Genomic DNA, 20,581 nt, shown 5'->3' on the forward strand with positions numbered 1-20,581 from the left:
GCGCCGGTCAAGCGCGGGGTCGCGGCTCCCCGGGCCGGCTGCGCAGACGGGTGAGCGGGGGAAGGGCTTCCAGGCGGCCGGATTCCGGGGCGGGCTCCCAGGGGAAGTGGACCCAGTCGGCGACGTCCCAGCCCCAGCTGTCGAGCGGGTAGTCGGATCCCTCGTTGCGGCAGAGCACGGCCGTACGTACACCGTCCGGGCCCACTGTGGCGGTGAGCATGTCCGTGATCGCCTGCAAGGTTGCTCCCGAGCCGCAGATGTCGTCCACGACCAGCAGCGACGAGGCAGCGGGCAGTGCGGCGAGCGCACCGTCGTTGTGCCGTTGGTCGAGGAGGACCCTGCCGGTGGCAGCCTGCTGGATGCCCACCGGCGCGTTGTGGCGGGCCCGGACGACGACGGCCGGGACGCCGAGCTGTTCGGCAACGATCTCGGCGAGAGGGACACCGCCGCGGGCGATCCCGATGACGGCTCCCGGTGCGAACTCGGCTTCCTGGTCCGCGATCAGACATGCCGCGGTGAGGAACTCACCCTGGGTGAGCTGCCAGACGCGCCGGTTCTCGAAGACGCGGGTGGTCACGGCCAGCTCCAGGAGTCGAGGACGGCGTGGATATCGGCGTGGCGGTCCATCGGGTCGGTGATCAGGTGCGTCCTGGTCACCGGGACCGGGCCCAGCACCTCGGCGTAGGGGGCTTCCATCAGCAGCAAGGCCTCCGAGGAGGGGAACCGGGCCAGATGCCGACGCAGGACCGACTGTGCTGTCCCGGCCACGGCGCGTGCCCGCTCTGCGGTCATGGGCTGCTCGTACGTGGTGACGGGGGCGTCGGCGGTCACCAGCCCGTACAGGGCCGACAGCACCAGGACCCGGGCCCGCAGTCCGCCACGCTCGGTGACCCTGTCGCGGATGAGCGGGACGACCCAGCCCTCGTACAGGTCGAGCGCGGGCAGGGGAGCGGCGGTCACCCGCTTCTCCTTGCAGCACGCCACGATCACCAGCCCGTCGGGGACGGCGTGGTCAACGGCCACGTTCGTCACCCCACAGCAGCACGTGCAGGCGAGTGCCGAGCCGGTAGCCCCGCTCGCGGACCGGGCGTTCCAGCGTGCGCATCCCCGCGAGGATCACCTCCGGGTCCGTTCCCTCCGGCATCACCGAGATGTCGCTCAAGGAGTAGGCGGCCTCCAGCGCGGCGATCTCGGCCACCTCGGCGGGCTCGGAGACGACGAACTTGAAGCGGGCCCGGCCCGTGGCGACGAAGGACCGCAGAGCATCGGGGACGAGCCGTCGCGTCTCCGGCATGCCCGCTCCGAACCGGGACAGCTTCGGTGAGACGTTGAAGTACGGCCCGGCGGCCACCAGGGCCTCGGCCGGGGCGATGGTGCCGTTGGTCTCGATCTCCACCGTCCGGCCGGCGGCTCGTAGTCCCTTGACCAGCTCGGTCACTGCGGCCATCTGGATCAGCGGCTCGCCACCGGTGATGACCACGAGGTCCTCGGGCTGGTCCACCGCCCAGGACAGCAGGTCCTCGACGCTCTCGTAGTGGGCCTCCTTACGCAGGTCGAACCGCGTGTGGTCCCAGCTGTAGGGGGTGTCGCACGTCGAGCAGATGAGGTTGCACAGGGCGAGACGGATGAAGCACGCGGGCACCCCAGTGCTGGCGCCCTCGCCCTGGACCGTGCTCCCGAACTTCTCCGAGATCCGGATCCGTAATCCGGCGAGCGCGTTCACGCCGCGTTTCCCGCGTACTCGGCCCAGCTGGTCTCCGTTTCCGAGACCCGCACGCACGCCCCGCTCCAACCGGCCCCTCCCATGGCCCGGTCCGCCAGCCACTGCGAGAAGTGCCGGGCGAGGTTCTCCGAGGTGGGGTTCAACCCGGGAATCACCTCGTTCAGGACCCTGCCGTGCACGGCACCGCGCAGATGGTTGCGCAGCAGCACGGGGACGTCCCCGAGCCGGGGGACGGCGGAGACGGGCACGCTGAGGACGTAGGAGTGGCCGTGCAGACGCCCGCACGGATGACCGTCGCGCAGCCCGTGCAACTGGTGCGAAGCCTCGAACGCAGCGAACGCGGCCGACGGCAGCGGCTGCGGCCTCCCGGTCCGGACTTGTACCTCCTCCAGCACGGACGCGACGTCGGGCGGCAGGTGGCCGCGCGCCCACCCGAGGAGGTGCTCGGCGACGCCCTCGTTGGAGACGTCCTGGACGCAGTCGTTGAGGACCTGGTGATCCAGAGCGCCGTCGATGTACCGCTTGAGGGGAGCCAGGCCAGCGAAGTCGGCGACGAAACCCTCCGTGCTGAGCACCGCGGAAGACAGCACGGCTTCCGCAACGAACGAGTGCCCGTCGTAACGTCCGTCGTCGAGCCGTCGCGTGGCCTCGAAGCGGAAACCCTTCCCGATCCGGAAGAGAGGCGGCGTGCTGCTCATCGGGCGGCACCCTTCTGGGCCGGCACGTACAGGGTCGGGTCGGCCACCCCGGCCTCGCCGAACGCCTCCCGGCGCTCCACGCAGGTGCCGCAGGCGCCGCAGTGCACCTCGCCGCCCTCGTAGCACGACCACGTCAGCTCGAAGGGCACACCCAGGCGGGCACCCTCACGGACGATGTCGGCCTTGGCGAGGTTCAGGAACGGGGCGACGAGCTGGAAGCCGGCGTCGATGTGCCCGTCGTTCCCGGCCTTCATGGACGCCTCGATGAGGTTGAAGAACTCCGGCCGGCAATCCGGGTAGATCGTGTGGTCTCCGGAATGTGCGCCGAACGCCACGGCGTCCGCACCTGCTGCGACCGCGGCACCGGCCGCGATCTCCAACATGATCGCGTTCCGGTTCGGGACGACCGTGCTGCGCATGGTCTCGGCGCGGTAGTGGCCATGGGGAACGGCGATGGCCGGGTCGGTCAGGGCGGAGCCGCCCAGGATCCGGCCCAGGGACGTCAGGTCGACGATGTCGTGGGACACGCCGAGCTGATCGGCCAGGTCTGCGGCGTGGGCCAGTTCCTTGACGTGGCGCTGCCCGTAGTTGAACGAGAGCAGGCTCAGGGTGACGCCCTCGGCACGGAGCTTGTAGGCGGTGACGGCGCTGTCCAGGCCGCCGGAGAAGATGAGTACCGCGTGACGCGGTACGGCAGTTCGAGGCATGGGTGTGCCCTTCAGAGGTCCCCCGAACCGTCCGGGGCATTGGATTTGTGGACCTGGGGTCTGCCGGCAGGGAGAAATCCGCCAGCCATGCGAGCGGGGCCGGACTACTTCCGCCGCCGCCTGGAAACAGTCAGCCCGAAGCGGGCAGGATGAGGCACCGGTGAGCCGCGCTCACTCACGCAATCCGCGAACTCACCAACAGGGGGCTCTATATGCCAGACCCGGGGGAATCGTCGTTCGCAGCCGAGCTGACCCACTTTCGTGAAGTACGGGGCCTGTCCAAGGCGGACCTGGCCCGCCGCTTGAACATCTCGCCCTCGTACGTGAGCCACCTGGAATCCAGGAGGGAACGCGGCTCCTCCGACCTCGCCCGCCGCCTCGACAAGGAACTCGACGCGGGCGGCAAAATCTGGAAGGCGTGGCAAGACGACGACGGCGGCGGCACGCAGTCCACCCCGGAGGCAGCCGAGCAGCCACCGTCCGCCGGCATCGTCGTCCTGGACGACACCGCCGCCCTGCGTTATGACGGCTCTACCTATCACCTGACCATGCACCGACGGCTCCGCAACACGGGTACGGAGCCGATCACCCGTTACCTCGTCCGTATCGCCGTAGACCGCTACCCCGGGGAACCTGAGCGCTCCAACGCCCTGTACCGGGCCCACCCCCTGACCTGGGAAGAACTCCAGCTCGAAGCACACTGCGGCGACGAACAGATGGGACGTGTAGTCAAGAACGACCGCGACGCGTTCAAAGAGATATGGCTCGAGTTCTCGAACGCGCGCACCCGCTTCCCCCTGTACCCAGGACAGGAAGCCCAGATCACCTACAGCTACTCCGTCACCGCAGACAAATGGGGCCCCTGGTTCCAACGAGCTGTCCGGCTGCCCACCCGCCAGCTCACCGTCAGCCTGTCGTTCCCCACGGGGTTGCAGCCCAACGTCTGGGGCACCGAGACCTCCCTCAGCGCCAACTTCGCACCCCTGCGCACACCCCCCACTCAGACCGTCGACGCAGACCACACGGTCTACACCTGGACGACCTTGGACCCGCCCCTCCACGCCCGGTACCGGATGGAATGGCGGCTGAAGACCGCACACCTTCAAGAGAGCGAGCCAGTGAACACCCCCACCCCCACCCCCAGCGCCCGCATGGCCGCAGCCGGCATCGTCCAGGAGGGCGACATGGTCCTCCGAGCTGTTGCCCAGCCCTTCGATCTCCCCGCTGAAGCCGACGAGGCGCACGACGTCGTACGTGAACTCGACGCTGCGATCTCGCGCGTCAAGCAACTTCACGACTTCGGCAAGGGCATGGGCATCGCCGCCCCCCAGATCGGCATCAGTCGCGCCGCCGCCATCGTCGTCCCACCCGGCGACGGTGCTGCTCCGATCGTGTTGCTCAACCCCACGGTCGCCGAGTCCTCCACAGAGACTGACCGGCAGTACGAAGGGTGTCTTTCCTTCTTCGACGTGCGAGGTCTCGTCCCCCGTCCGCTCCACATCGTCATCGCCCACACGGACATCGACGGAACACCCCGGCTGACCCGGTTCGACCATGGCCTGGCCCGCCTGGTCCTGCACGAGGTCGACCACCTCGAGGGCAAGCTCTACCGCGCACGCATGGAGCAAGGCACCCAGCCGATCCCAGTCGAGGAGTACCGCGGAACCGGCCAGAGCTGGAGATACTGACCGAATGCCTGAACGTGACCGCTGACCGTGGCTGGACATGACGCCCTCCTGGACTTGGTCGAGTGCGTGGAGCCCAGGCGACATCGGGTCGATGGCCAGGCTGCGACGGGCCCCGATCAGCGGGAGGACGAGGGCGACGGCCGTCATCGGACCTCCCCGCTCCGGCGCTGGTGGTTGGTGGGATGGGTGACGCGGAGCCCCAGGAGGCGTGTGAGACGACCGGGATCGGACCTCATGCGGGCAACCCGCCAGTCGAAGCGGCCCAGTTGCTGGGCGAGTTCGTCGTCCTGGGGTTGTCAGGCAGGCGAGAGAGAGCTCGGATCGTTCTGCCTCGTGGGTGACCCAGCCGGTCAGCCACAGAGCAAGATCCAGACCGAGGTCCGGCTTCAGGAGGGTCAGCCGCTCCAGGGACAAGACCGGCGGCACCCCGGCGGGCCTTGTGAGGGCCGGGCCGAGGGAAGGCCGGGTGGAGGAGAGCGCGAAAGCAGCGGCGAGCGCGCCGCGCCCCATTACCTTGCGGCCTTTGACGGGACCTCGGCCACCCCCGAGGGGGTAGTCCTGCGCTCGGCCACCGAGCTTGGCATCCTCCAGGCAGTGGACCAGCGCCGCGTGGTCGGTACGGTGGAGGGCAAACACCTCGTATGGCTCCGCGGTGACACCGCCGGTGTCGTCCGGGCGGCTGGCGATGAATATCACCGCAGTACTCCCACCGTGGTCGGTGAGGTTTGCGCCGGGGCGCCGGCGCATGCATGGCCAGGGCGGGCGCCGCATCGCGGCGGCGGCCATGCTCGCCTTGGTGCTGCGCGGCAGGTAGCAGCGTGACGTTCACGCGACCGCCTCCACGGGCCCGGCAGGGACGTAGTGGCCCGGGCCGTATGCCCCGTCCTCTTCGAAGCGCAGGGTCTTCTCCATCGTGAGGAACCGCAACGCTCGCTGGACGTGGTGGGGGAGGAGGCCGAACTCCTCGCCCAGCAGACCGGTCGGCAGTGCCGTCCCTGGCCGGTAGTGGCCGGCGCGGATCCGGTCGCGGACGGCACCGTGCAGGCCGCGGTCGCGTGGGTGCGGTTCCCGCGTGCGCAGCCTGACCGGCACACTCCCGGTGTGCAGCGCGATCTCGCCCAGGCTGTCCAGACGCAGCAGCCCCTGGTGCGCATGCTTCTCCGGCAGCCCCAAGGCCAGGGCCAACTGCTTGGTGCTCGGGAGAGGGGCACCGGGCGGGTACATCGTGGTGATGTGTTGGTGCACGATGACGCAGGCCCGGTCCAGGATCCGCATGCTCTCGGGCATCGTGGCAGCGGAGACACCGGCGGTCATGCCGAGGCCGCCGAGTACGCGGCATGGACAGGCCCTCTGGACCACTGCCCGGCCCACCCCGAGGCGACGGGGGAGCACGCGGACACACGCCCTGCGGCCGGCTCCGAAGCAGCGGCGGACGGAGCCGGGGCCAGGACTTCGCCTGCGACCTGCTCCGTCATCCAGGCCAGTCGGCGCAGAAGGCCGATGCCCAGGGTGTCACGGCGCAGCCGGTCGTGGACCTCGCGCAGGAGGCCGCACGCCCGCGCCCGCGTCTCCTCGGTGAGCCCGGTTTCGACGTGGCGGGAGGCCCGGTCCGTCAGCGAGCGGAGGTTCACAGCCAGGCTGGCAGTCAGCGGGCGGACCTCGCTCGAGTCCACCGCATCGTCGAGGACGCGATTGAGTGTGTCCCAGAGGCTGCTGTCTTCGCTGGTGATGTCTTCGAGCCGGGAGGCCGCGAGGGCACGCAGCAGACGCCAGGTCACCGGCTCCGCCTCGGACGGGGTACGAGGGACACCGCCTGGAATGCCCCTCCTCGGCGGTGACGGCGGAGAGGGTAAGCATGACTGCGGCGTGGGGATCGGAAGTGACGGGCCCACGGAAACTCCTCGGACAGGGAATTGGATGTCAGTTGTCGATGCCGTGCGGGGCAGACCGTCGGCTACCAGGGGTGGCGCGGGGCGCGGTGCGAGACCTCGTACGGGCGCACGATCTCTTGGCGCGTTTTGACCAGCAGGTTGGGGCGGCCGCGAAGGATGACTCGCTTGACGGAGCTGTCGAAGCCGGGCGAGAACATGTTGGTGATCTCGTAGGCCGTGCCGTCGAGGACCAACCAGTCGCCGACCCGGATCTCCCGGGGGGAGGCGTCCCGGACCTCTCCGGGCGGCGCACCGCGCACGGTGCGGGCGGCCAGGCGGTCGTGCACGGGTTCCGGCTCGTAGTCCTCGCGCCCGGTCCAGTAGGGGTCGTTGTCGAAGTCGGTGTACGTCACGGGCGTTCGCTCCCTGCGGGCGCGGCCAGGGAGGGACAGCTGGACGCCCGCTCAGAGACGGGATCCGTGATCAGCACGCTCAGCGCCGGTTTCACGTCGCAAGGAAGCTGGAGAAGGTGCCGGCCGTGGTCGTAGCGGACCTTCTTCCAGCCCCACGCGCGGGCGATGTGGTCCGCGAGCCGGCCGTCGGTCACGTTGCAGCGCAGCCATTGCGGCGGGCGCGGGCGGCGTGCGAACTGATCGGCGAGCCAGAGCGAGACCAGGCGGCCTGCGTGCCGGTGAACGGGGTCGGTGTAGAACAGCAGCAGGCCGACGCTGCTCTCGGCGCGCTCGGACGAGTTCCAGCCGGGGCCCGGACCGCTGGGGTCCAGCTCCCACATCGCGACGAGGCTCCCGTCCTCGAACAGGCCGTGGAGATCGTCGCTGTGGTCACCGGTCCGCAGCGGCCGGATCAGGGCGATGTCGCGTTCCTGGTCGACCGGCCGCCCGCACTCGGCCTCCCGAGCCCAGCGCCGAGACAGCAGGCTGCCCGCTTTGGGGTAGTCGGTGCGGGCGAGGGCCCGCACGCTGTAGGGAGCGGTCACTAGGTTGCCTCCCAGTACGCGCCGAGCCGCCTGCCCGCCGACTCGGACGCGCAGGCGGTGAACGCGTACGAGCCGTACAGCGGCTCTCGGTCGTCGACGACGCGGAGCCCTTCAAGAGGAACAGCCGTGATGCCCGGGCCCTCCACGTCCCAGTCGGCGGCAAGGGCCAGCAGCTGTTCCAGGGTTCGCGGCCGGTAGAGGATGCCGGCTTCCTGGTACAGCGCGACGAGGTCGGGGGTCGACTCGGGGTGGCTGTCGGCTGCCGCGTGGACGACGGACAGGACGCTACCGTCGGGAACCCAGGACCGGAGCGTGTCCAGCAGGTGCCTGACCTTGTCGTCATCGATCCACGGCAGGACCTCGTGCAGCAGGACCGCCATCGGCCTGCGCCGGTCGAGGCGTGCGATGGCCGGCTGGGCGAGCATGTCCTCGGTGAGGGTGATGTCGGCGTGCAGGCCCATCTCCCGGGGAGTCTCTTCGAACACGGTCCGGACGTGGGCCTGCACCATCGGGTCGTGGTCCACGTAGAGGACACTGGCCTCGCGCTGGACGTCCTGCGCCGCATCGTGAACGTTGCGGCCGCGGCGACGGGGCAGCCCGCAGCCGAGGTCGAGGAACTGCACGATCCCCTGCGAAGCGAGATGCCGCACGACGTGCTGTCCGTGGGCACGGGCAGCGGCAGCTGCCCGGTCAAGCCACGGCGCCACCGCGAGCAACTGACGTCCCAGAGCCCGGTCTGCCGGGTAGTTGTCCGTTCCGCCGGTGACGTAGTCACACACCCGTGCCACCGCCGGCTTGGAGAAGTCCAGCTGCGGCAGCGCGGTACCGCCGGGCTCCGCCACGAGTCCAGCGGCATCCTCGGAAGGCACACGGTCCGGCCCGGCCGGCGGTGGCAGGGCGCGGCCGGCTGCCGACGCCGTTCCGGGAGCAAGGGCCTGCTGGTGATCGCGCAGGTAGGCGCTGACGGTCTTGCCTTGACCATCGGACCTGGGGGCGGCGCTCCAGTAGTCGGACAGCCTGGTGACGATGGACAGACCGCGCCCGCTCTCCGCGAGGTCCCGGGGCCGGGTGATCTTCGGGACGGGTGGGCTCGGATCGGAGTCCGCGACCTGGGCGATCAGCGCCTCGCCGGCAACGAACGTCAGGGATACCAGGATCTCGCCCCGTCCCGCTGCGTCGGGCTCGGCATGGGTGACAGCGTTGGCGGCCAGCTCGCTGCAGATCCTCACCGTGGAGTCGGTCAGGGACTCGCAGCCCCAGCTGTCCAGTTGGTCCGACACGAAGCGGCGGGTTTGCCTGACGGATTCCAGACGGCTGGGCAGGGCCACGCACGCCGAGACGGCGGCGGGGGAGTCCAGCGCTCGAAGAAGGTCGCTTCGCGTGATCCGATGGGGCATGGTCACCTCACCTCGTTCCTTCCGCGGACGTGTAGACCCGCTGGGGAGTCTGTGTGCTGGTGCATTCGATGGCTGAACTACGGCCGTGGGAGTGGCCCTTGGGGCTACCGTTACGCTCAGCGAACCGCGTTTCACCCCGGGTGGGTATCCCGAAGCGCGATCGGGGACGGGTAACGCGGGTAAAGATCGTTTCGTGGACAGGAGCGCAGCGTGCCGCGCGAACGGAACACGCGACTGGAAGGCGTACTCCAGGAAATCGGCTGGTCGCAGGTCGCGGCAGCCGTGCACGTGGTGCGCGTCGCCTCCGAGGTCGGAGCCACGGAACTGCAGACCATCACGCGCTCCCACGTCAACCAGTGGATTCGCGGCGCGCACCCGGGATCGACGACGACCCGTATCTTGTGCGAGACGCTGTCGCGAGGACTGCTCGGCAAGGGGCTGAACCGCATCGTCACGCCTGCCGACATCGGGCTCAACGACCCCGACGAGCAGGCGGGTTCGATGCGGCCTCAAGGCGGCGACACCATCGCACAGCTCGTGGATCTCGGGGGGACCGACTTGGACCTGGAGCGCCGCCTGGCCCTCAAACGCGCCGCCTTCTCGCTCGCGGGAATGAGCCTGCCGTCCACCGGGTGGTGGGAGGACTCCCTGACCGCCGCCCGTACCCGACAGCCTCCAGCTGGCCGGACGGTCGGGCCGGACGACGTGGCCGCCGTACGGGAGATGACCCAACTGCTGTCGCAGCGCGAACAGCGGCGTGGTGGAGGAGACGGACGGTCCGCGCTGGTGGCCTACCTCCGAACGGACGTGGCCGCCTACCTCGGCAGCCGATTCCCTGACGAGCGCATCCGGCAAGAGATGTTCACGGCCGCCGGCGAACTGGCCTACCTGGCAGGCTGGACAGCGTTCGACGCCTCCGAGCACGTGCTGGCCCAAAAGTGGCTCAGCCTGGCCCTGCAGCTGTCCGCCGAGGCCGACGACGCCCCGCTGGCAGGACACATCCTCCGCGCACAGGCACACCAGACCCTCGACCTCGGCCACCCCACCCAGGCCCTCCAGCTGGCCGAGACCTCCGTCTCCCAGCGCCGCTACACCAACGCCAGCTCCCGCGAACGCTCCCTCCTCGGCGTCGTCCACGCCCGCACCCTGGCAGCCGCCGGCCACAAGCAGGAGGCCATCGCGGCCCTGCTGCGAGCCGAGGACGACCTGCGCAGCGCCCAAGCCGGTGACGACGAGCCCGCAAGGGTCTTCTTCTTCTCCGAGGCATCCCTCGCCCACGAAACAGCCCGCACCCTGCAAGCCCTCGGCGATCTCCAAGGCGCCGAGCGGGAGTTCCTGCGCAGCGTCCGCACCCGCCGGACCACGGCCTTCGCCCGCACGCACGCCGTCACCCTCGGCCTCCTGGGCGCGGTCCAGATACAGCGGGGCGCACTCGACGTGGCCTGCGCGACCTGGACCCAGGCCCTCGACGCCATGCAGGGAGTCCAGTCCGGACGCGCCCTGGACACCGTCGTCCAGATGCGCCGCGCCCTGTCCCCGTACCGCGGTCGCGGCGGCACCGCGCTGGCCCGCCTAGACGACCGCGCCCGTACCGTGATCAGCCGGGTACGCTGACCGCGCCGTCACACCACCGGTCCGAGCCGAGCGAGTAGCCCAGCCGGTCTGGTAGTCCCAGGGGAGGAATGCGTGCACGACCCGATCACGATCGAGGCCATCGCCCACGTCGTCGGTGGCCACCAGACGCCGGCCGACGACTACCAGGGTGGAGTCGAATCGATCATCCGCATGCGCCCGGACTTCCCGCTGGACACCCTTCGCGGACTCGACGAGTTCTCCCATCTGATCGTGACCTGGCGCTTCCACCTGGGTTCTGAGGCCGACCTGCACCTCGGAGCCCGTAGCCCTCGCAACGACCCGACGTGGGAGCCCACCGGTACCTTCGTGCACCGAAACCACCGACGTCCCAACCGCATGGCGACGTCCTTCCCCCGCCTTCTCAAGGTGGAAGGCCGGGACCTCCACGTCGCCGACCTCGACGCCGTGGCCGGGACTCCGATCTACGACCTGGCCCCCTATTTCGAGGAGATGGGCCCCCGCGGCCCGGTCACCGCTCCGGCATGGCCGGCGGCGATGCTGGCGAATTACTGGGAGCCCGCGGCCAACCGACCCGAGTAAGACCTCGCCCGTGGGTGGCGGAGACACATCCACGTCGTCAGGAGGACATCCTGGGGTACCGCTCGGGCACGTGCGCAATCTCAGCCTGCGGTGTCTGCATCCCCGAAACCGATCGCCTCGTCGGCCGGGGCGCCGGTACCGTGCCGCCGTGACCATCTTCGAGGCTGACCGGATCAGGCCATCGGCGTACGACGTATCGCTGCTGGCGGAAGGTTCCCTGTTCGCCCTGCAGCTGCAGGCCTTCGGGCCCGAGCAGGAAGGCGCGGTCGCTCTAGGCCTGCTGCGCGACATCTGCGCCATGCTGTGCGAGCCGGACGGCCGCGCGGAGCCGTACGTCACCGCGCAGGCGATGTGTCGGGTTGCGATCGAGCGCCTGATGGAGATCGGCGGGAGCAACTACAAGGCGCTGCAGGCGGCCCAGACTAAGGTCTCCAAGTGCCTCGGTACGGTCTTCAACACGGACGGCTCGCGTAGGGCCTCGACTCCGGTGGACGGCCTGATCGAGGCCCTGGACTCCCTGCTGGCGTTTCCCCAAAAGGTGGACGCGGACAGTCCTCTCGGGAAGGCCATCGTCAAGCTGGCCCGCTCCCGGACTGCGGCTACGAAGGCCGCGCACCCGCCGATCTCGGCGCTCGGGGCGACCCAGCAGGTGCTGGACGCCGTCGACGGGCTTGGGACCACGGTGCCGGAGACGCTAACCGTCGGACACCCTCTGACGGTCGCGCTGCGCGAGCTCCACAAGATCCGGTCGGCCGAGGAGTTTCGCCGTCAGGCGGTGCTCGACCGGCGGCTCGCAGAGGTCGGTGCCGCCTACGCACGGCTGTGCGAAATGGAGGAGCAGCAGGGCGCCTACCGGATCATGCAGCTGACGACGGTGGTCCACAACGAGACCGGCCAGCGGCCGGGCAGGGCGGAGCAGGCGGCATTCAAGCTCTGGACTGAGCAGTACAGCATCGGGTCCGGAGCCGTGCACCCCGGTCGCGAGGCGAGCGCGGTGACGGCGGTCGCGATGCTGCACGACTGCCTGGCCCTGATCCAGGAACTCGTCTCCACGGTCGTCGACCAGGCCCCCGAGTGGGTGGCTCTCGGCACGGTCACCTCCCCGACGCCCGAGCAGATCCAGAAGGTCAACAACCTGCACAACCCCGCTGCCGCCCCCTACCTGTTCACGCGGTTCACCGGCTGGGAGTGGCTGGAGAAACTGGACTCTGTCCGGCTCCTACCGGAGGAGGGCCGGTGGCCAGCGAGGCCCTACTTCGAGCGTCTCGCCGATGAGGATCCCGCCCGCCTGGTGGAGTGGCTGAACAAGGACAAGCACCTGGAGACAATCTGGCGGTCCGGCCGCGGAGCCACCACCGAGCTCGTCGTGCTGTGCCGGCACCTCGGCGGCCACGGCGCGGCCCTGGTCGCCAGCGCGCTGAAGAAGCACTCCGTCGACGGTGTAAGGACCATGGCGGTCTACTGGGCGCAGGAGACCCTGCCGGAGCACCGGGATGCGGGGTGGGTGGAGGCGGCGGTCAAGGCACTGTCCGTCGGGTCGGACGGCTCTGCGGTCGACTCCTGGAACATCCGTACCGTGCTGGCCCAGTTGCTGGAGGCCGGCCGAACGGGTGGCCCGCAGCTGGCCCAGCGGGTCCGCACCGGACTCGCGGCCGTGCTGGCTTCCCACCTCGCGGTTGAAGGCGTCCGGGACCAGCTGCAGATCAGCGACGACCTGCGTGCGCCGAGCCTGGCCGGGGGGCGGGCGCTGACGGGGGCCCGGCTTGCGGCGGCGGCCTGCATCGAGTTCGCTCGCATCGAGCTCCGCGAGGCCGGCACCAACCTGGCCGCCCGGACCGGTGCCTGGACGGCCAGGACCTTGGGCGGCTGGGAGCGCGAGCGATTGATCGCCGTCCACCAGGTGGACGCCGTCGAGATCGCGCAGACGGATGTCTCGTGGTGGAAGGCCGCCTTTGCGGTGCTCACCCGCCTGGGCACCATGACCTACCTCACCCCGGACGTCGGCCGGTTCGTCCAGGTGGCCATCGGCACGTGCGAACCGGCGGACCAGGCCGACCTCGAGGCGGCGCTGACCGAAGGCTTCGGCCCGGTGCCCGGCCCGGAGGCACTGCGGGCCGCCCGCGCCGAGCTGGCCGACGACAACGCTCGTCTCGCCCGCACGCTCGCCTCCGTGCTCGGCGGCGCGGAGGCGCTGGCCGAACTCCTCGGCGAGGACGCGGTCGACATGCCGGATCTGGAGTGGAAGTCCGCTCTTCAGCCCGTCTGGCGGACCGTCTACTGCCTCTCGGAGGTGGCGCCCGCATCGGTGCTGGCACCCTGGCGCCCGATGCTGGACCTGCTTGCCGAGTTCACTGGGCCACCGCCGGCCCTCGACGAACCGCTGATCAAGATCGGGCCGAATCCCGACCACCGCGAGAGCACGGTGGCGGACTTCGTCACCCGATGCGAGGAGCACGGTGTCCTTGACGGCGCCGCCGAGCTCTCAGCACGCACTCCCTCGCAGGGGGACTACTTCAAGCGCACGGACCTGCGGATGCTGGAGGCCGCCGTCCGCGCGGCCCCCGCGGCTTGGGCGGCCGACATCTCGGCCGTCACGGCCACCCTCAGCTCGTTCGACCTGCGCACCGTCTACCTCCTGACGCTGTACGCCGACCAGCAGCAGGCGGGCCTCGCCGAGAACGACGGACGACTGCTCACCAAGGCCTGCACCGCCGCCTGGGACCTGAAGAACCAGCTCGAAGCAGGTGACGGCAGCGCCGACGCGGACATCGACGAACGCGCCCGCTACATCGTGGCCCAGCTGCTGCGCCAGGCCTGGGCACTCGGAGCCGACCCCGGCGTGGACGAGGCCGCGGCCGTCACCTGGCTGATGGCCGCCGTCCGCGCCTGGACCGCGCCCGCCTCGGTCCCGGACAGCCCCTACGTCACCGCGAGCGCCACCTTCGGCGGCCTCGCCCTGGTCGCCCTCCTCCAGTGGTCCGTCCGCCGCGCAGCCGACCACGGCGAGCTCCCCGCCGAAGCCGCCACCCAACTGACCGAGCTCGTCACCGACGGCCGCGACGACCGCGCCCTGGCCGCCATCGGCGCGGCCCTCACCCCGCTGCGCCACTACGCCCAGCCCTGGTACACCGACCACCAGGCCACCCTGCTCGACCTCTCCGCGCCGTCCGCCCCGATTCACACCTGGCTGCGCTCGCTGCGCCGCCTCGGCGCCGACGAGTTCGCAGTGCTCGGCGACCTCGACCCCGGCAAGGTCATGGACTACCTGCGCGCCGGTGCACCCGAGGAGGTGTTCGACCGGTTCGCCGCCACCCTGCTCCACTCCCCTGCAGCCTTCGACTCCGACTTCCTCGCCACGTTGATCAGCGGTGACGGCGGCCCGGCGGCCGTCTCGACGCTCCTCGGCGACATCGCCCGGGCACTGCCCCTCGAAGACGTCGCTGGTCCCCTCCCTCTGCACCAGCGCGCCTTCCAGCTATGGGACCAGGCCCTGGACCTCGTCGACGGAGACCCCGCCCTCGCACCTGCGCTCGTAGGTGTCGGCCACTTCGCCTTCGCCGAAGGAACCGACCAGCGCCAGTGGCTGACCCGAACCCTGCGCACCGTCACCGCCACCCCAGACATCAAGTACCCCGACCGGGTCGCGCAGCGAGCCGCCCGCAGTGCGCAGAACCCGGATGCCCTACGCATCCTGACCACGCTGGTGGCCAGCACCGGCGGGAGCCAAGAGCAGATCGACTACCGGGCCCACGCCGTGATCCAAGCCGCGCAGGACGCCGTCGACACCTCCGAACCCGGGACCGAGGGCCGGGCCGACCTCGGACAGGCCCTTGGCCGCTACGCCAACGACGTGGAACGCGCCACGGCCTGGTAGCGACCACCACCTGCGGCGGGCACCGACCGGCAGCCCGCCGCAGGGCACCAGGCGTCGCAGCTCTACCGCTGGCGGCGCTGCCGCGCCTGGGTCCGCTCGCCCCTCCCGCTTGGCGGCATCAAACAGCCCCCGTACACCTCAGCGGGACTCAGCAAACATGGTGGTAGCGGGCGCGGTCGCAGTGCTCGGCCAGCACGGTGACGCGGGGGCTGGTCAGGATGGGGCTGTGGAACTGGTGGCCCTGGTGGTGAGGTTGGCCTCGGCGAGGAAGCATGCAGCTAGCTGGCGGGGCGTATAACCCCGCCAGGTTCCTCAGCCACGATGAAGAAGTCCGGCTGCTTCCTTGACGATCACTGCCACCACACCGGTCACGAACGCGCCCAGCACCCTGTCTACCAGGTTGCCTTCCTGCCGCCGTCCGGCTCGTGCCGGACGGGGGTGTGCGCGGTGCCGCTTGCGTCGAGTCACGGAATCCTCCAAGGCGTCTTGCCGTTGCGCTCGGTGCCGTCTGGCCGGCTGCGCAAGGGCTCCTGTCTGACGCACATCACCCTGTCGGGGCAAAGGCAGAGCCGGACCGGAAACTGACCCCATCTCGGTGTAACTTCCAGAACGTGGAAGAAACCCAGGTCGAGGAGTGGGGGCCGGGCACAGCGGACGATCTCGTGCGCGATGCGGAAGCCCTTGGTGTCGAGCAGGTCTCCGCCAGGATGATCACAGACTGGGTGGAGGTCGGCCTTCTGGCCGCACCCGAGTTCCACAAATCCACGCAGCACGGTCGAGACCCCAGCATGTTCCCCGCGGTCCAGCGCCGGCTGTTCAGCGAACTGCTGCAAGCCCGCAAACGGTCCCCGCTCAAGCGGATTCCCCACCACACCATGATTCCGGTGGTGCTGTTTGTCTGGCTCACCAATGACACCGTCGTCCCGGTTGCGCAGGCGCGCAGGGCGCTTCGCACGTACGCGCAGACCACCGGCAAGACGAATAGGGCCCGGCGGCAGGAGAACGCACGCCGCATCGTGGAGCAGTTCGCCCACCCGTCCGCCACGTACCAGCAGCGCCGCACCGTCCAGCTGCTCATCGAGGAGGGGGAGCGGACCCGCAAACCGGACTGGGAGAAGCTGCACTCGGCGCTCACGGCTCTGTGCTCGCCATGGCGTACTGCCGGCGTGCCCCTCCTGGAGCGCGGCATCGGTCGACCGGACATGCCCTTGACGGTGTCCGATTCCATCGTGATCAAGGTGGCCGCTCAGCAGCTCACGGCACGGCTCCGCGCCGAGCAGGTCCGCGAAGAGGACCTCCTCGAAGCGCGCAGGGTGCACCGGATCGACTGGGCGCAATACGAGGCGGCGCGAAGCCGGCAGCAACCCGAAGGCACGACCCCCGGCTTCTTTGCGGCCCCCGAAGGCATGGAGGCGCGAGTCCGAGAGCAGGTGCACGCTTACACAGGCACCCTTGCAGGCGTGCTGGGCATCATCGCCGAGGTGGCAATCGGGGCGCGGGTCGGTCGACACCCGTCCTGATCACGCCAGCGAGCGGCACTGGTGTTGCACCTCCGGCTCACTGGTGGCCGAGGGGCGTCGCGCTCGCCAGCCCCCGGCGCATCCCCCTTCCTGAAGGCGCCGGGTCGGCTACTGCTCGATTCGCCCACGGCAGACGACAACGATGCCAAACGACTGGAACCTTCCGTTCGAGAATGTCAACGTACAACGTCCCTAGTCAGACGGGTGGCGGAGACGATCCGACAGCGATGCCGACCCGAGAGTTCCCGAGGAGTACGACTGTCCGCGCACCTGCTTAGCTCGCTCCGCTCCACCGCGCCCTCCCTCTTCACCCTTGGCCTCCTACGTGCCGCCCCTGCCTAGATGGGCGGAGATCGGGGAGCCCTGGCGACCGCGCTCTGTTTCTGCGTGTGCGCCGCTGGCCTCTTCGTGAACGACCAGCTCCAGCGCGGTCTCCGGCGTGATCAGAGGGTCCTTGCCCTCGTAGGCGCGGCATCTTAAAGCAACGGTGTGGGGTCATCCAGGCTGTGCTTCTTACCGAGACGAGCCTCGTACGGCTTGCCAAACAGTCTCTGGTGTCCTGCGTGGACCCGGACGCTGCAGCACCGACGTGCTCCGTCTCCGGCTGACGCCGATAGTGGCAGCGCGCAATATAGCGGGCAATCCCCGGTTTCCGAAACCGGGGATTGTCCGGACCATTTCCTACGTTCGCGTGTTGCTGCACTTGGCGGTGGGGCGATGCGAACGCAACAGCCCACTCGCTGCGCGGGTTGGGGCAAGCAGTCATCGCATGGCCACGCGTCTATTCGTGTCCGTTGTCTGCCGGTCCCACTAGTGCGGCCATGTCGTGAGTTTGTGTGAGGAGAAGGAAGTGGCTCGACCGCCTGCCTTGAAGCTTGCGGAGGTCTTGGCGGAGATCCGCATGAGTCCGTCGGCGTTCTATCGGATGCGTGCTCGCGGGAATGCGCCCCGCATGATCAAACTGCCAAATGGTGAACTCAGGTGTCGTCGCTCCGATTTGGACGCCTGGTGGGAGGCTTGTGAAAGGGATTCGGACACTTGGCACTGAGTTACAACGTCCGCTTCTGGGACATACGCGAGCGTCCAGACCGGCGCAAGCCATTCATGGTGCGATGGACGGTCAGCGGGCTCGAAAAGTCAGAGTCGTTCATGACTTTCGGCCTTGCCGAGAGTCGACGTTCCAAGCTGATGACGGCAGCCCGAGAGGGCGAACCTTTTGACGAAGAGTCGGGGCTTCCGGCGTCGGAGCTGCGAGCCCTGCGGCAGAAGACGACATGGTACGACCTCGTGCATCAATACCTCGAGCAGAGGTGGGCGCGGACGCCTGGGAACACGCGTCGAACGCTCGCGGACGCGTTCGCCACGGTCACCCCCGCCTTGGTCCGTCCGGGATCAGCCTATGCGGAGCCGCGAGTGCTGCGGAGGGCGCTGTACTCCTACGCGTTCAATAAGAACGCCTGGGAGCAGGAGCCGCCCGAGGAATGGCGGAAGGCGCTCGAATGGGCCAAGAAGACTTCCCTGCCCCTCGCTTCCCTGAACGATGCTGCCGTCATGCGTCATGCGTCATGCGTCATGCGTCATGCGTCATGCGTCATGCGTCGAGCGCTGGACGCGCTGTGCCTCAAGCTGGACGGCAAGCCTGCTGCCGCCAAGACCACGCGCCGGAAGAGGTCGGCGTTCAGCGAGGTGCTCAACATGGCCGTGGAGAACGGCTACTTCGTGGATAACCCCCTTGCCGGGATCCGGTGGAACCCTCCGTCGGTCGAGGATGAGGTCGACCCGGCATCCGTTCCTAATCCTCTCCAGGTCGCTCGCCTGCTATCGGCGGTGGGTCGGCAGCCGGGCCGTGGCCCCCATGTCGAGGCGTTCTTCGGCTGCATGTACTTCGCGGCCATGCGGCCGGCCGAGGTGATCCATCTCCGTCTCGAACAGTGCCACCTGCCCGAGGCAGGCTGGGGCTTGCTCAACCTGACGGGCGGCGTCGTCACCGCGGGCAAGGACTGGACGGACGACGGTGAGGTCTACGAAGTCCACTCGCTCAAGCGCCGTGCCGCGACGGCGACCCGACCTGTACCCATTCCGCCACAGTTCGTTCGTGCCCTGCGTGCCCACATCGATCGCTTCGGGGTCGCCCCGGACGGGCGCCTGTTCCAGAACCAGGCAGGTAACTACGTGGAGGCGGCGGCGTACGGGACTACGTGGTCGAGGGCGCGGGAGTACGTTCTGACCCGCACTGAGCTCGCGGCCGGTCTGGCGAAGCGGCCCTACGACCTCCGACATGCCGGGATCTCGTTCTGGCTCCACTCAGGTGTCGACCCTGCTGAGTGCGCGCGGCGGGCCGGTCACAGCATCCATGTCCTGTTCAAGTACTACGCCAAGTTCCTGGACGGCGTACAGGAGCAGGCCAACCGTCTCATCGAGCAGTCGATGGAGGAGTGGGACCGCGTTAGCCAGGGCGTGCCACCCACCGGGTGAGCTCGGTTTGGTCCGTGACTGGTCCGGAACAGCCGGTCTGGAGTGGGAGACGGGCGGGAGGAATTGGGAGGAACAGTAAAAACCTATGTCCACGTCGAGCGGGTCGAGCCGACGGCGCCTGACGGGCAAAAGCCCAGGTCAGGCGCCGTTTTTCGTGCTCCTAGAAGAAGCCGAGCTTCTTCGGCGAGTACGAGACCAGGAGATTCTCCACCTCCTTGGGCACGTCGTGGACGACGTACGGCTTGCGCCGCTTGATGGCCATCGAAAGGTTGCCGGAAGCGAGGGACCACGTGCCTTCCTCTGACCACGGGTTGTCCACTTCGCCTCCTGTCACCACCCAGCTCCCGCCTTGCGACACCGTGATTTTGGCCCTGTCCCCAGTCTCGGCCTCGAAGTCCCAACTCCCTTGAAGGAACGCATCCAGGGTCTGGAACTTGATGCTGGTGGAGTCGCCGCTACGCGAGCAGGCGGCCATTGTGGCGGCCACGAATCCGGCCAGCCCGTACCGCAGTGCGGCCCGGCGTCCCACTAGGCGTATGACATCCCGGGTGTCCATCGGATCAACTCCCCCTGCCTTCGCCGTCGCGACACCAAGTGCGACGTGCACGGCCTACAACATCGCCGCATCGGCGGCCGGGAGCCATAGGAACAGCCTTCGATGGCTGAATCCCGCCAGGCAGCACACTATTGCCCACACCGAGGACGGCGCCGCCCACCGGACCCGTACAACCGGCCCCTCCAGCGTGACGTCCTCGACGTCCGGACCGCGGAGTCCCTGTTCCAGCTCGCCTACCAGCGCGACAACCCGTACGTCCCGACCGATCCGCCAGCCACCCGCACTGACGAGGACCACTACGTCGGCGGCCTGATCGACGTAGGGCTCCTGGTCCGCGCCGAAGACGGTGTCCTCACCCTGTCCGACGACGTCCTGTACAGCCTCCGCCTCACGGACTCCGACGACACCAGTGGCGCCGTGGGGCCGGCCGGGCGGTCCAGGTGGCCGGCGCACTCCTGTCCGGGGATGCGGGCACGGGGGAGCAGGCTGGCGAGGCCGGGACGACTGAGGCGGCCGAGCAGGTTCGCCGTCTGCCTGAGAGGGTCTGACGTGTAGGGCGGCGAGCCGGCTGACAACCTGCGGGCCCGCGCCTCCCTTTGGGGCGGCGCGGGCCCGGTGCGTTCCGGGGGCCCGTTGTCAGCGTGAGTATCTGACCCGGACGTTGGCGTTCCGCAGTAGCTGAGGACGTGACCGGTGCGCCACTGGGCTGCCAGGGCTGAGTGGATGGTGTGTTTGTTTCTTCATCCGCCTGGGGCGTGTGCTGGTCGGTACGATCGCTGGAATCCGCGGGGCCTGTTCGGAATCTTGGCGGCGGTCGCGGAGCTTGTGCGGAAGAGGGCCCCTGCCGGTAACAGGGGCCCTCTGATGGTCCGTGTGTTGTCCGCGTCGTGCCCAGGAGGA

General features: G+C 69.2%; 19 protein-coding genes. 8 read left to right on the forward strand and 11 right to left on the reverse strand.

Annotated features, from left to right (window positions below; all coding sequences use genetic code 11):
• Nucleotides 1–7: 7 nt before the first annotated feature.
• From ABZZ20_RS29295 to queC, 5 genes are read right to left on the reverse strand one after another with little or no spacing between them, the layout of a single operon-like run.
• Nucleotides 8–577: a phosphoribosyltransferase family protein gene (locus ABZZ20_RS29295; RefSeq protein WP_356874666.1), complete on the reverse strand. Its 570-nt coding sequence runs from the start codon at nucleotides 575–577 to the stop codon at nucleotides 8–10.
• Complete coding sequence (locus ABZZ20_RS29300; protein WP_356874668.1) at nucleotides 574–1,023, reverse strand: DUF6884 domain-containing protein; 450 nt, start codon at nucleotides 1,021–1,023, stop codon at nucleotides 574–576. Before ABZZ20_RS29300 ends, ABZZ20_RS29295 begins: the two co-directional genes overlap by 4 nt.
• Nucleotides 1,013–1,723 carry a 7-carboxy-7-deazaguanine synthase QueE gene (locus ABZZ20_RS29305; protein WP_356874670.1) on the reverse strand — a complete coding sequence of 237 codons (711 nt, stop codon included), beginning with the start codon at nucleotides 1,721–1,723 and terminating at the stop codon, nucleotides 1,013–1,015. The genes ABZZ20_RS29300 and ABZZ20_RS29305 overlap by 11 nt, the downstream gene beginning before the upstream one ends.
• Nucleotides 1,720–2,421 (reverse strand): 6-carboxytetrahydropterin synthase, encoded by a 702-nt coding sequence (locus tag ABZZ20_RS29310; protein ID WP_356874672.1) that lies wholly within the window; start codon nucleotides 2,419–2,421, stop codon nucleotides 1,720–1,722. The genes ABZZ20_RS29305 and ABZZ20_RS29310 overlap by 4 nt, the downstream gene beginning before the upstream one ends.
• Nucleotides 2,418–3,128: a 7-cyano-7-deazaguanine synthase QueC gene (queC, locus tag ABZZ20_RS29315; protein WP_356874674.1), complete on the reverse strand. Its 711-nt coding sequence runs from the start codon at nucleotides 3,126–3,128 to the stop codon at nucleotides 2,418–2,420. The genes ABZZ20_RS29310 and queC overlap by 4 nt, the downstream gene beginning before the upstream one ends.
• Before the next feature lie 212 nt (nucleotides 3,129–3,340).
• Here queC and ABZZ20_RS29320 point away from each other — a divergent pair, with 212 nt between their 5' ends.
• Nucleotides 3,341–4,816: a peptide deformylase gene (locus ABZZ20_RS29320; protein ID WP_356874676.1), complete on the forward strand. Its 1,476-nt coding sequence runs from the start codon at nucleotides 3,341–3,343 to the stop codon at nucleotides 4,814–4,816.
• 825 nt (nucleotides 4,817–5,641) lie between these two features.
• On the opposite strand, the gene ABZZ20_RS29325 is transcribed toward ABZZ20_RS29320, so the two are convergent.
• The 5 genes from ABZZ20_RS29325 to ABZZ20_RS29345 form a co-directional block, all read right to left on the reverse strand.
• Nucleotides 5,642–6,103: a hypothetical protein gene (locus ABZZ20_RS29325; protein ID WP_356874678.1), complete on the reverse strand. Its 462-nt coding sequence runs from the start codon at nucleotides 6,101–6,103 to the stop codon at nucleotides 5,642–5,644.
• 23 nt (nucleotides 6,104–6,126) lie between these two features.
• On the reverse strand, nucleotides 6,127–6,594 hold the full coding sequence (locus ABZZ20_RS29330) for a hypothetical protein (protein ID WP_356874680.1): 468 nt from the start codon (nucleotides 6,592–6,594) through the stop codon (nucleotides 6,127–6,129).
• Between the two features lie 176 nt (nucleotides 6,595–6,770).
• Nucleotides 6,771–7,100, reverse strand: a complete 330-nt coding sequence (locus tag ABZZ20_RS29335) for a hypothetical protein (protein WP_356874682.1) — start codon at nucleotides 7,098–7,100, stop codon at nucleotides 6,771–6,773.
• The gene (locus ABZZ20_RS29340) at nucleotides 7,097–7,684 is read right to left on the reverse strand and encodes a hypothetical protein (protein ID WP_356874684.1); all 588 of its coding nucleotides are present in this window, start codon (nucleotides 7,682–7,684) and stop codon (nucleotides 7,097–7,099) included. Before ABZZ20_RS29340 ends, ABZZ20_RS29335 begins: the two co-directional genes overlap by 4 nt.
• The gene (locus ABZZ20_RS29345) at nucleotides 7,684–9,081 is read right to left on the reverse strand and encodes an SAM-dependent methyltransferase (protein WP_356874719.1); all 1,398 of its coding nucleotides are present in this window, start codon (nucleotides 9,079–9,081) and stop codon (nucleotides 7,684–7,686) included. Before ABZZ20_RS29345 ends, ABZZ20_RS29340 begins: the two co-directional genes overlap by 1 nt.
• Before the next feature lie 210 nt (nucleotides 9,082–9,291).
• Between ABZZ20_RS29345 and ABZZ20_RS29350 the strand changes: the two genes are divergently transcribed.
• The 6 genes from ABZZ20_RS29350 (at nucleotide 9,292) to ABZZ20_RS29375 (ending at nucleotide 19,125) form a co-directional block, all read left to right on the forward strand.
• Entirely contained in the window at nucleotides 9,292–10,695 is a 1,404-nt protein-coding gene (locus ABZZ20_RS29350; RefSeq protein ID WP_356874686.1) for a Tat pathway signal protein, read from the forward strand.
• A gap of 72 nt (nucleotides 10,696–10,767) precedes the next feature.
• Nucleotides 10,768–11,256: a TrmO family methyltransferase gene (locus tag ABZZ20_RS29355; protein ID WP_356874688.1), complete on the forward strand. Its 489-nt coding sequence runs from the start codon at nucleotides 10,768–10,770 to the stop codon at nucleotides 11,254–11,256.
• 148 nt (nucleotides 11,257–11,404) lie between these two features.
• Nucleotides 11,405–15,130 (forward strand): hypothetical protein, encoded by a 3,726-nt coding sequence (locus tag ABZZ20_RS29360; protein ID WP_356874690.1) that lies wholly within the window; start codon nucleotides 11,405–11,407, stop codon nucleotides 15,128–15,130.
• A gap of 611 nt (nucleotides 15,131–15,741) precedes the next feature.
• Nucleotides 15,742–16,650 (forward strand): hypothetical protein, encoded by a 909-nt coding sequence (locus ABZZ20_RS29365; protein WP_356874692.1) that lies wholly within the window; start codon nucleotides 15,742–15,744, stop codon nucleotides 16,648–16,650.
• Nucleotides 16,651–17,500: 850 nt separating this feature from the next.
• Entirely contained in the window at nucleotides 17,501–17,698 is a 198-nt protein-coding gene (locus ABZZ20_RS29370) for a helix-turn-helix domain-containing protein (protein ID WP_356874694.1), read from the forward strand.
• Complete coding sequence (locus tag ABZZ20_RS29375) at nucleotides 17,689–19,125, forward strand: integrase (protein WP_356874696.1); 1,437 nt, start codon at nucleotides 17,689–17,691, stop codon at nucleotides 19,123–19,125. The genes ABZZ20_RS29370 and ABZZ20_RS29375 overlap by 10 nt, the downstream gene beginning before the upstream one ends.
• Nucleotides 19,126–19,285: 160 nt before the next feature.
• On the opposite strand, the gene ABZZ20_RS29380 is transcribed toward ABZZ20_RS29375, so the two are convergent.
• A complete protein-coding gene (locus ABZZ20_RS29380) occupies nucleotides 19,286–19,681 on the reverse strand; it encodes a hypothetical protein (RefSeq protein ID WP_356874698.1) in 396 nt (131 codons plus the stop codon).
• 102 nt (nucleotides 19,682–19,783) lie between these two features.
• Here ABZZ20_RS29380 and ABZZ20_RS29385 point away from each other — a divergent pair, with 102 nt between their 5' ends.
• The gene (locus ABZZ20_RS29385) at nucleotides 19,784–20,236 is read left to right on the forward strand and encodes a hypothetical protein (RefSeq protein ID WP_356874700.1); all 453 of its coding nucleotides are present in this window, start codon (nucleotides 19,784–19,786) and stop codon (nucleotides 20,234–20,236) included.
• The last annotated feature ends 345 nt before the right edge of the window (nucleotides 20,237–20,581 follow it).

Origin of the sequence: Streptomyces sp. NPDC006430 (genome assembly GCF_040612395.1) — a bacterium.
GTDB lineage: Bacteria > Actinomycetota > Actinomycetes > Streptomycetales > Streptomycetaceae > Streptomyces.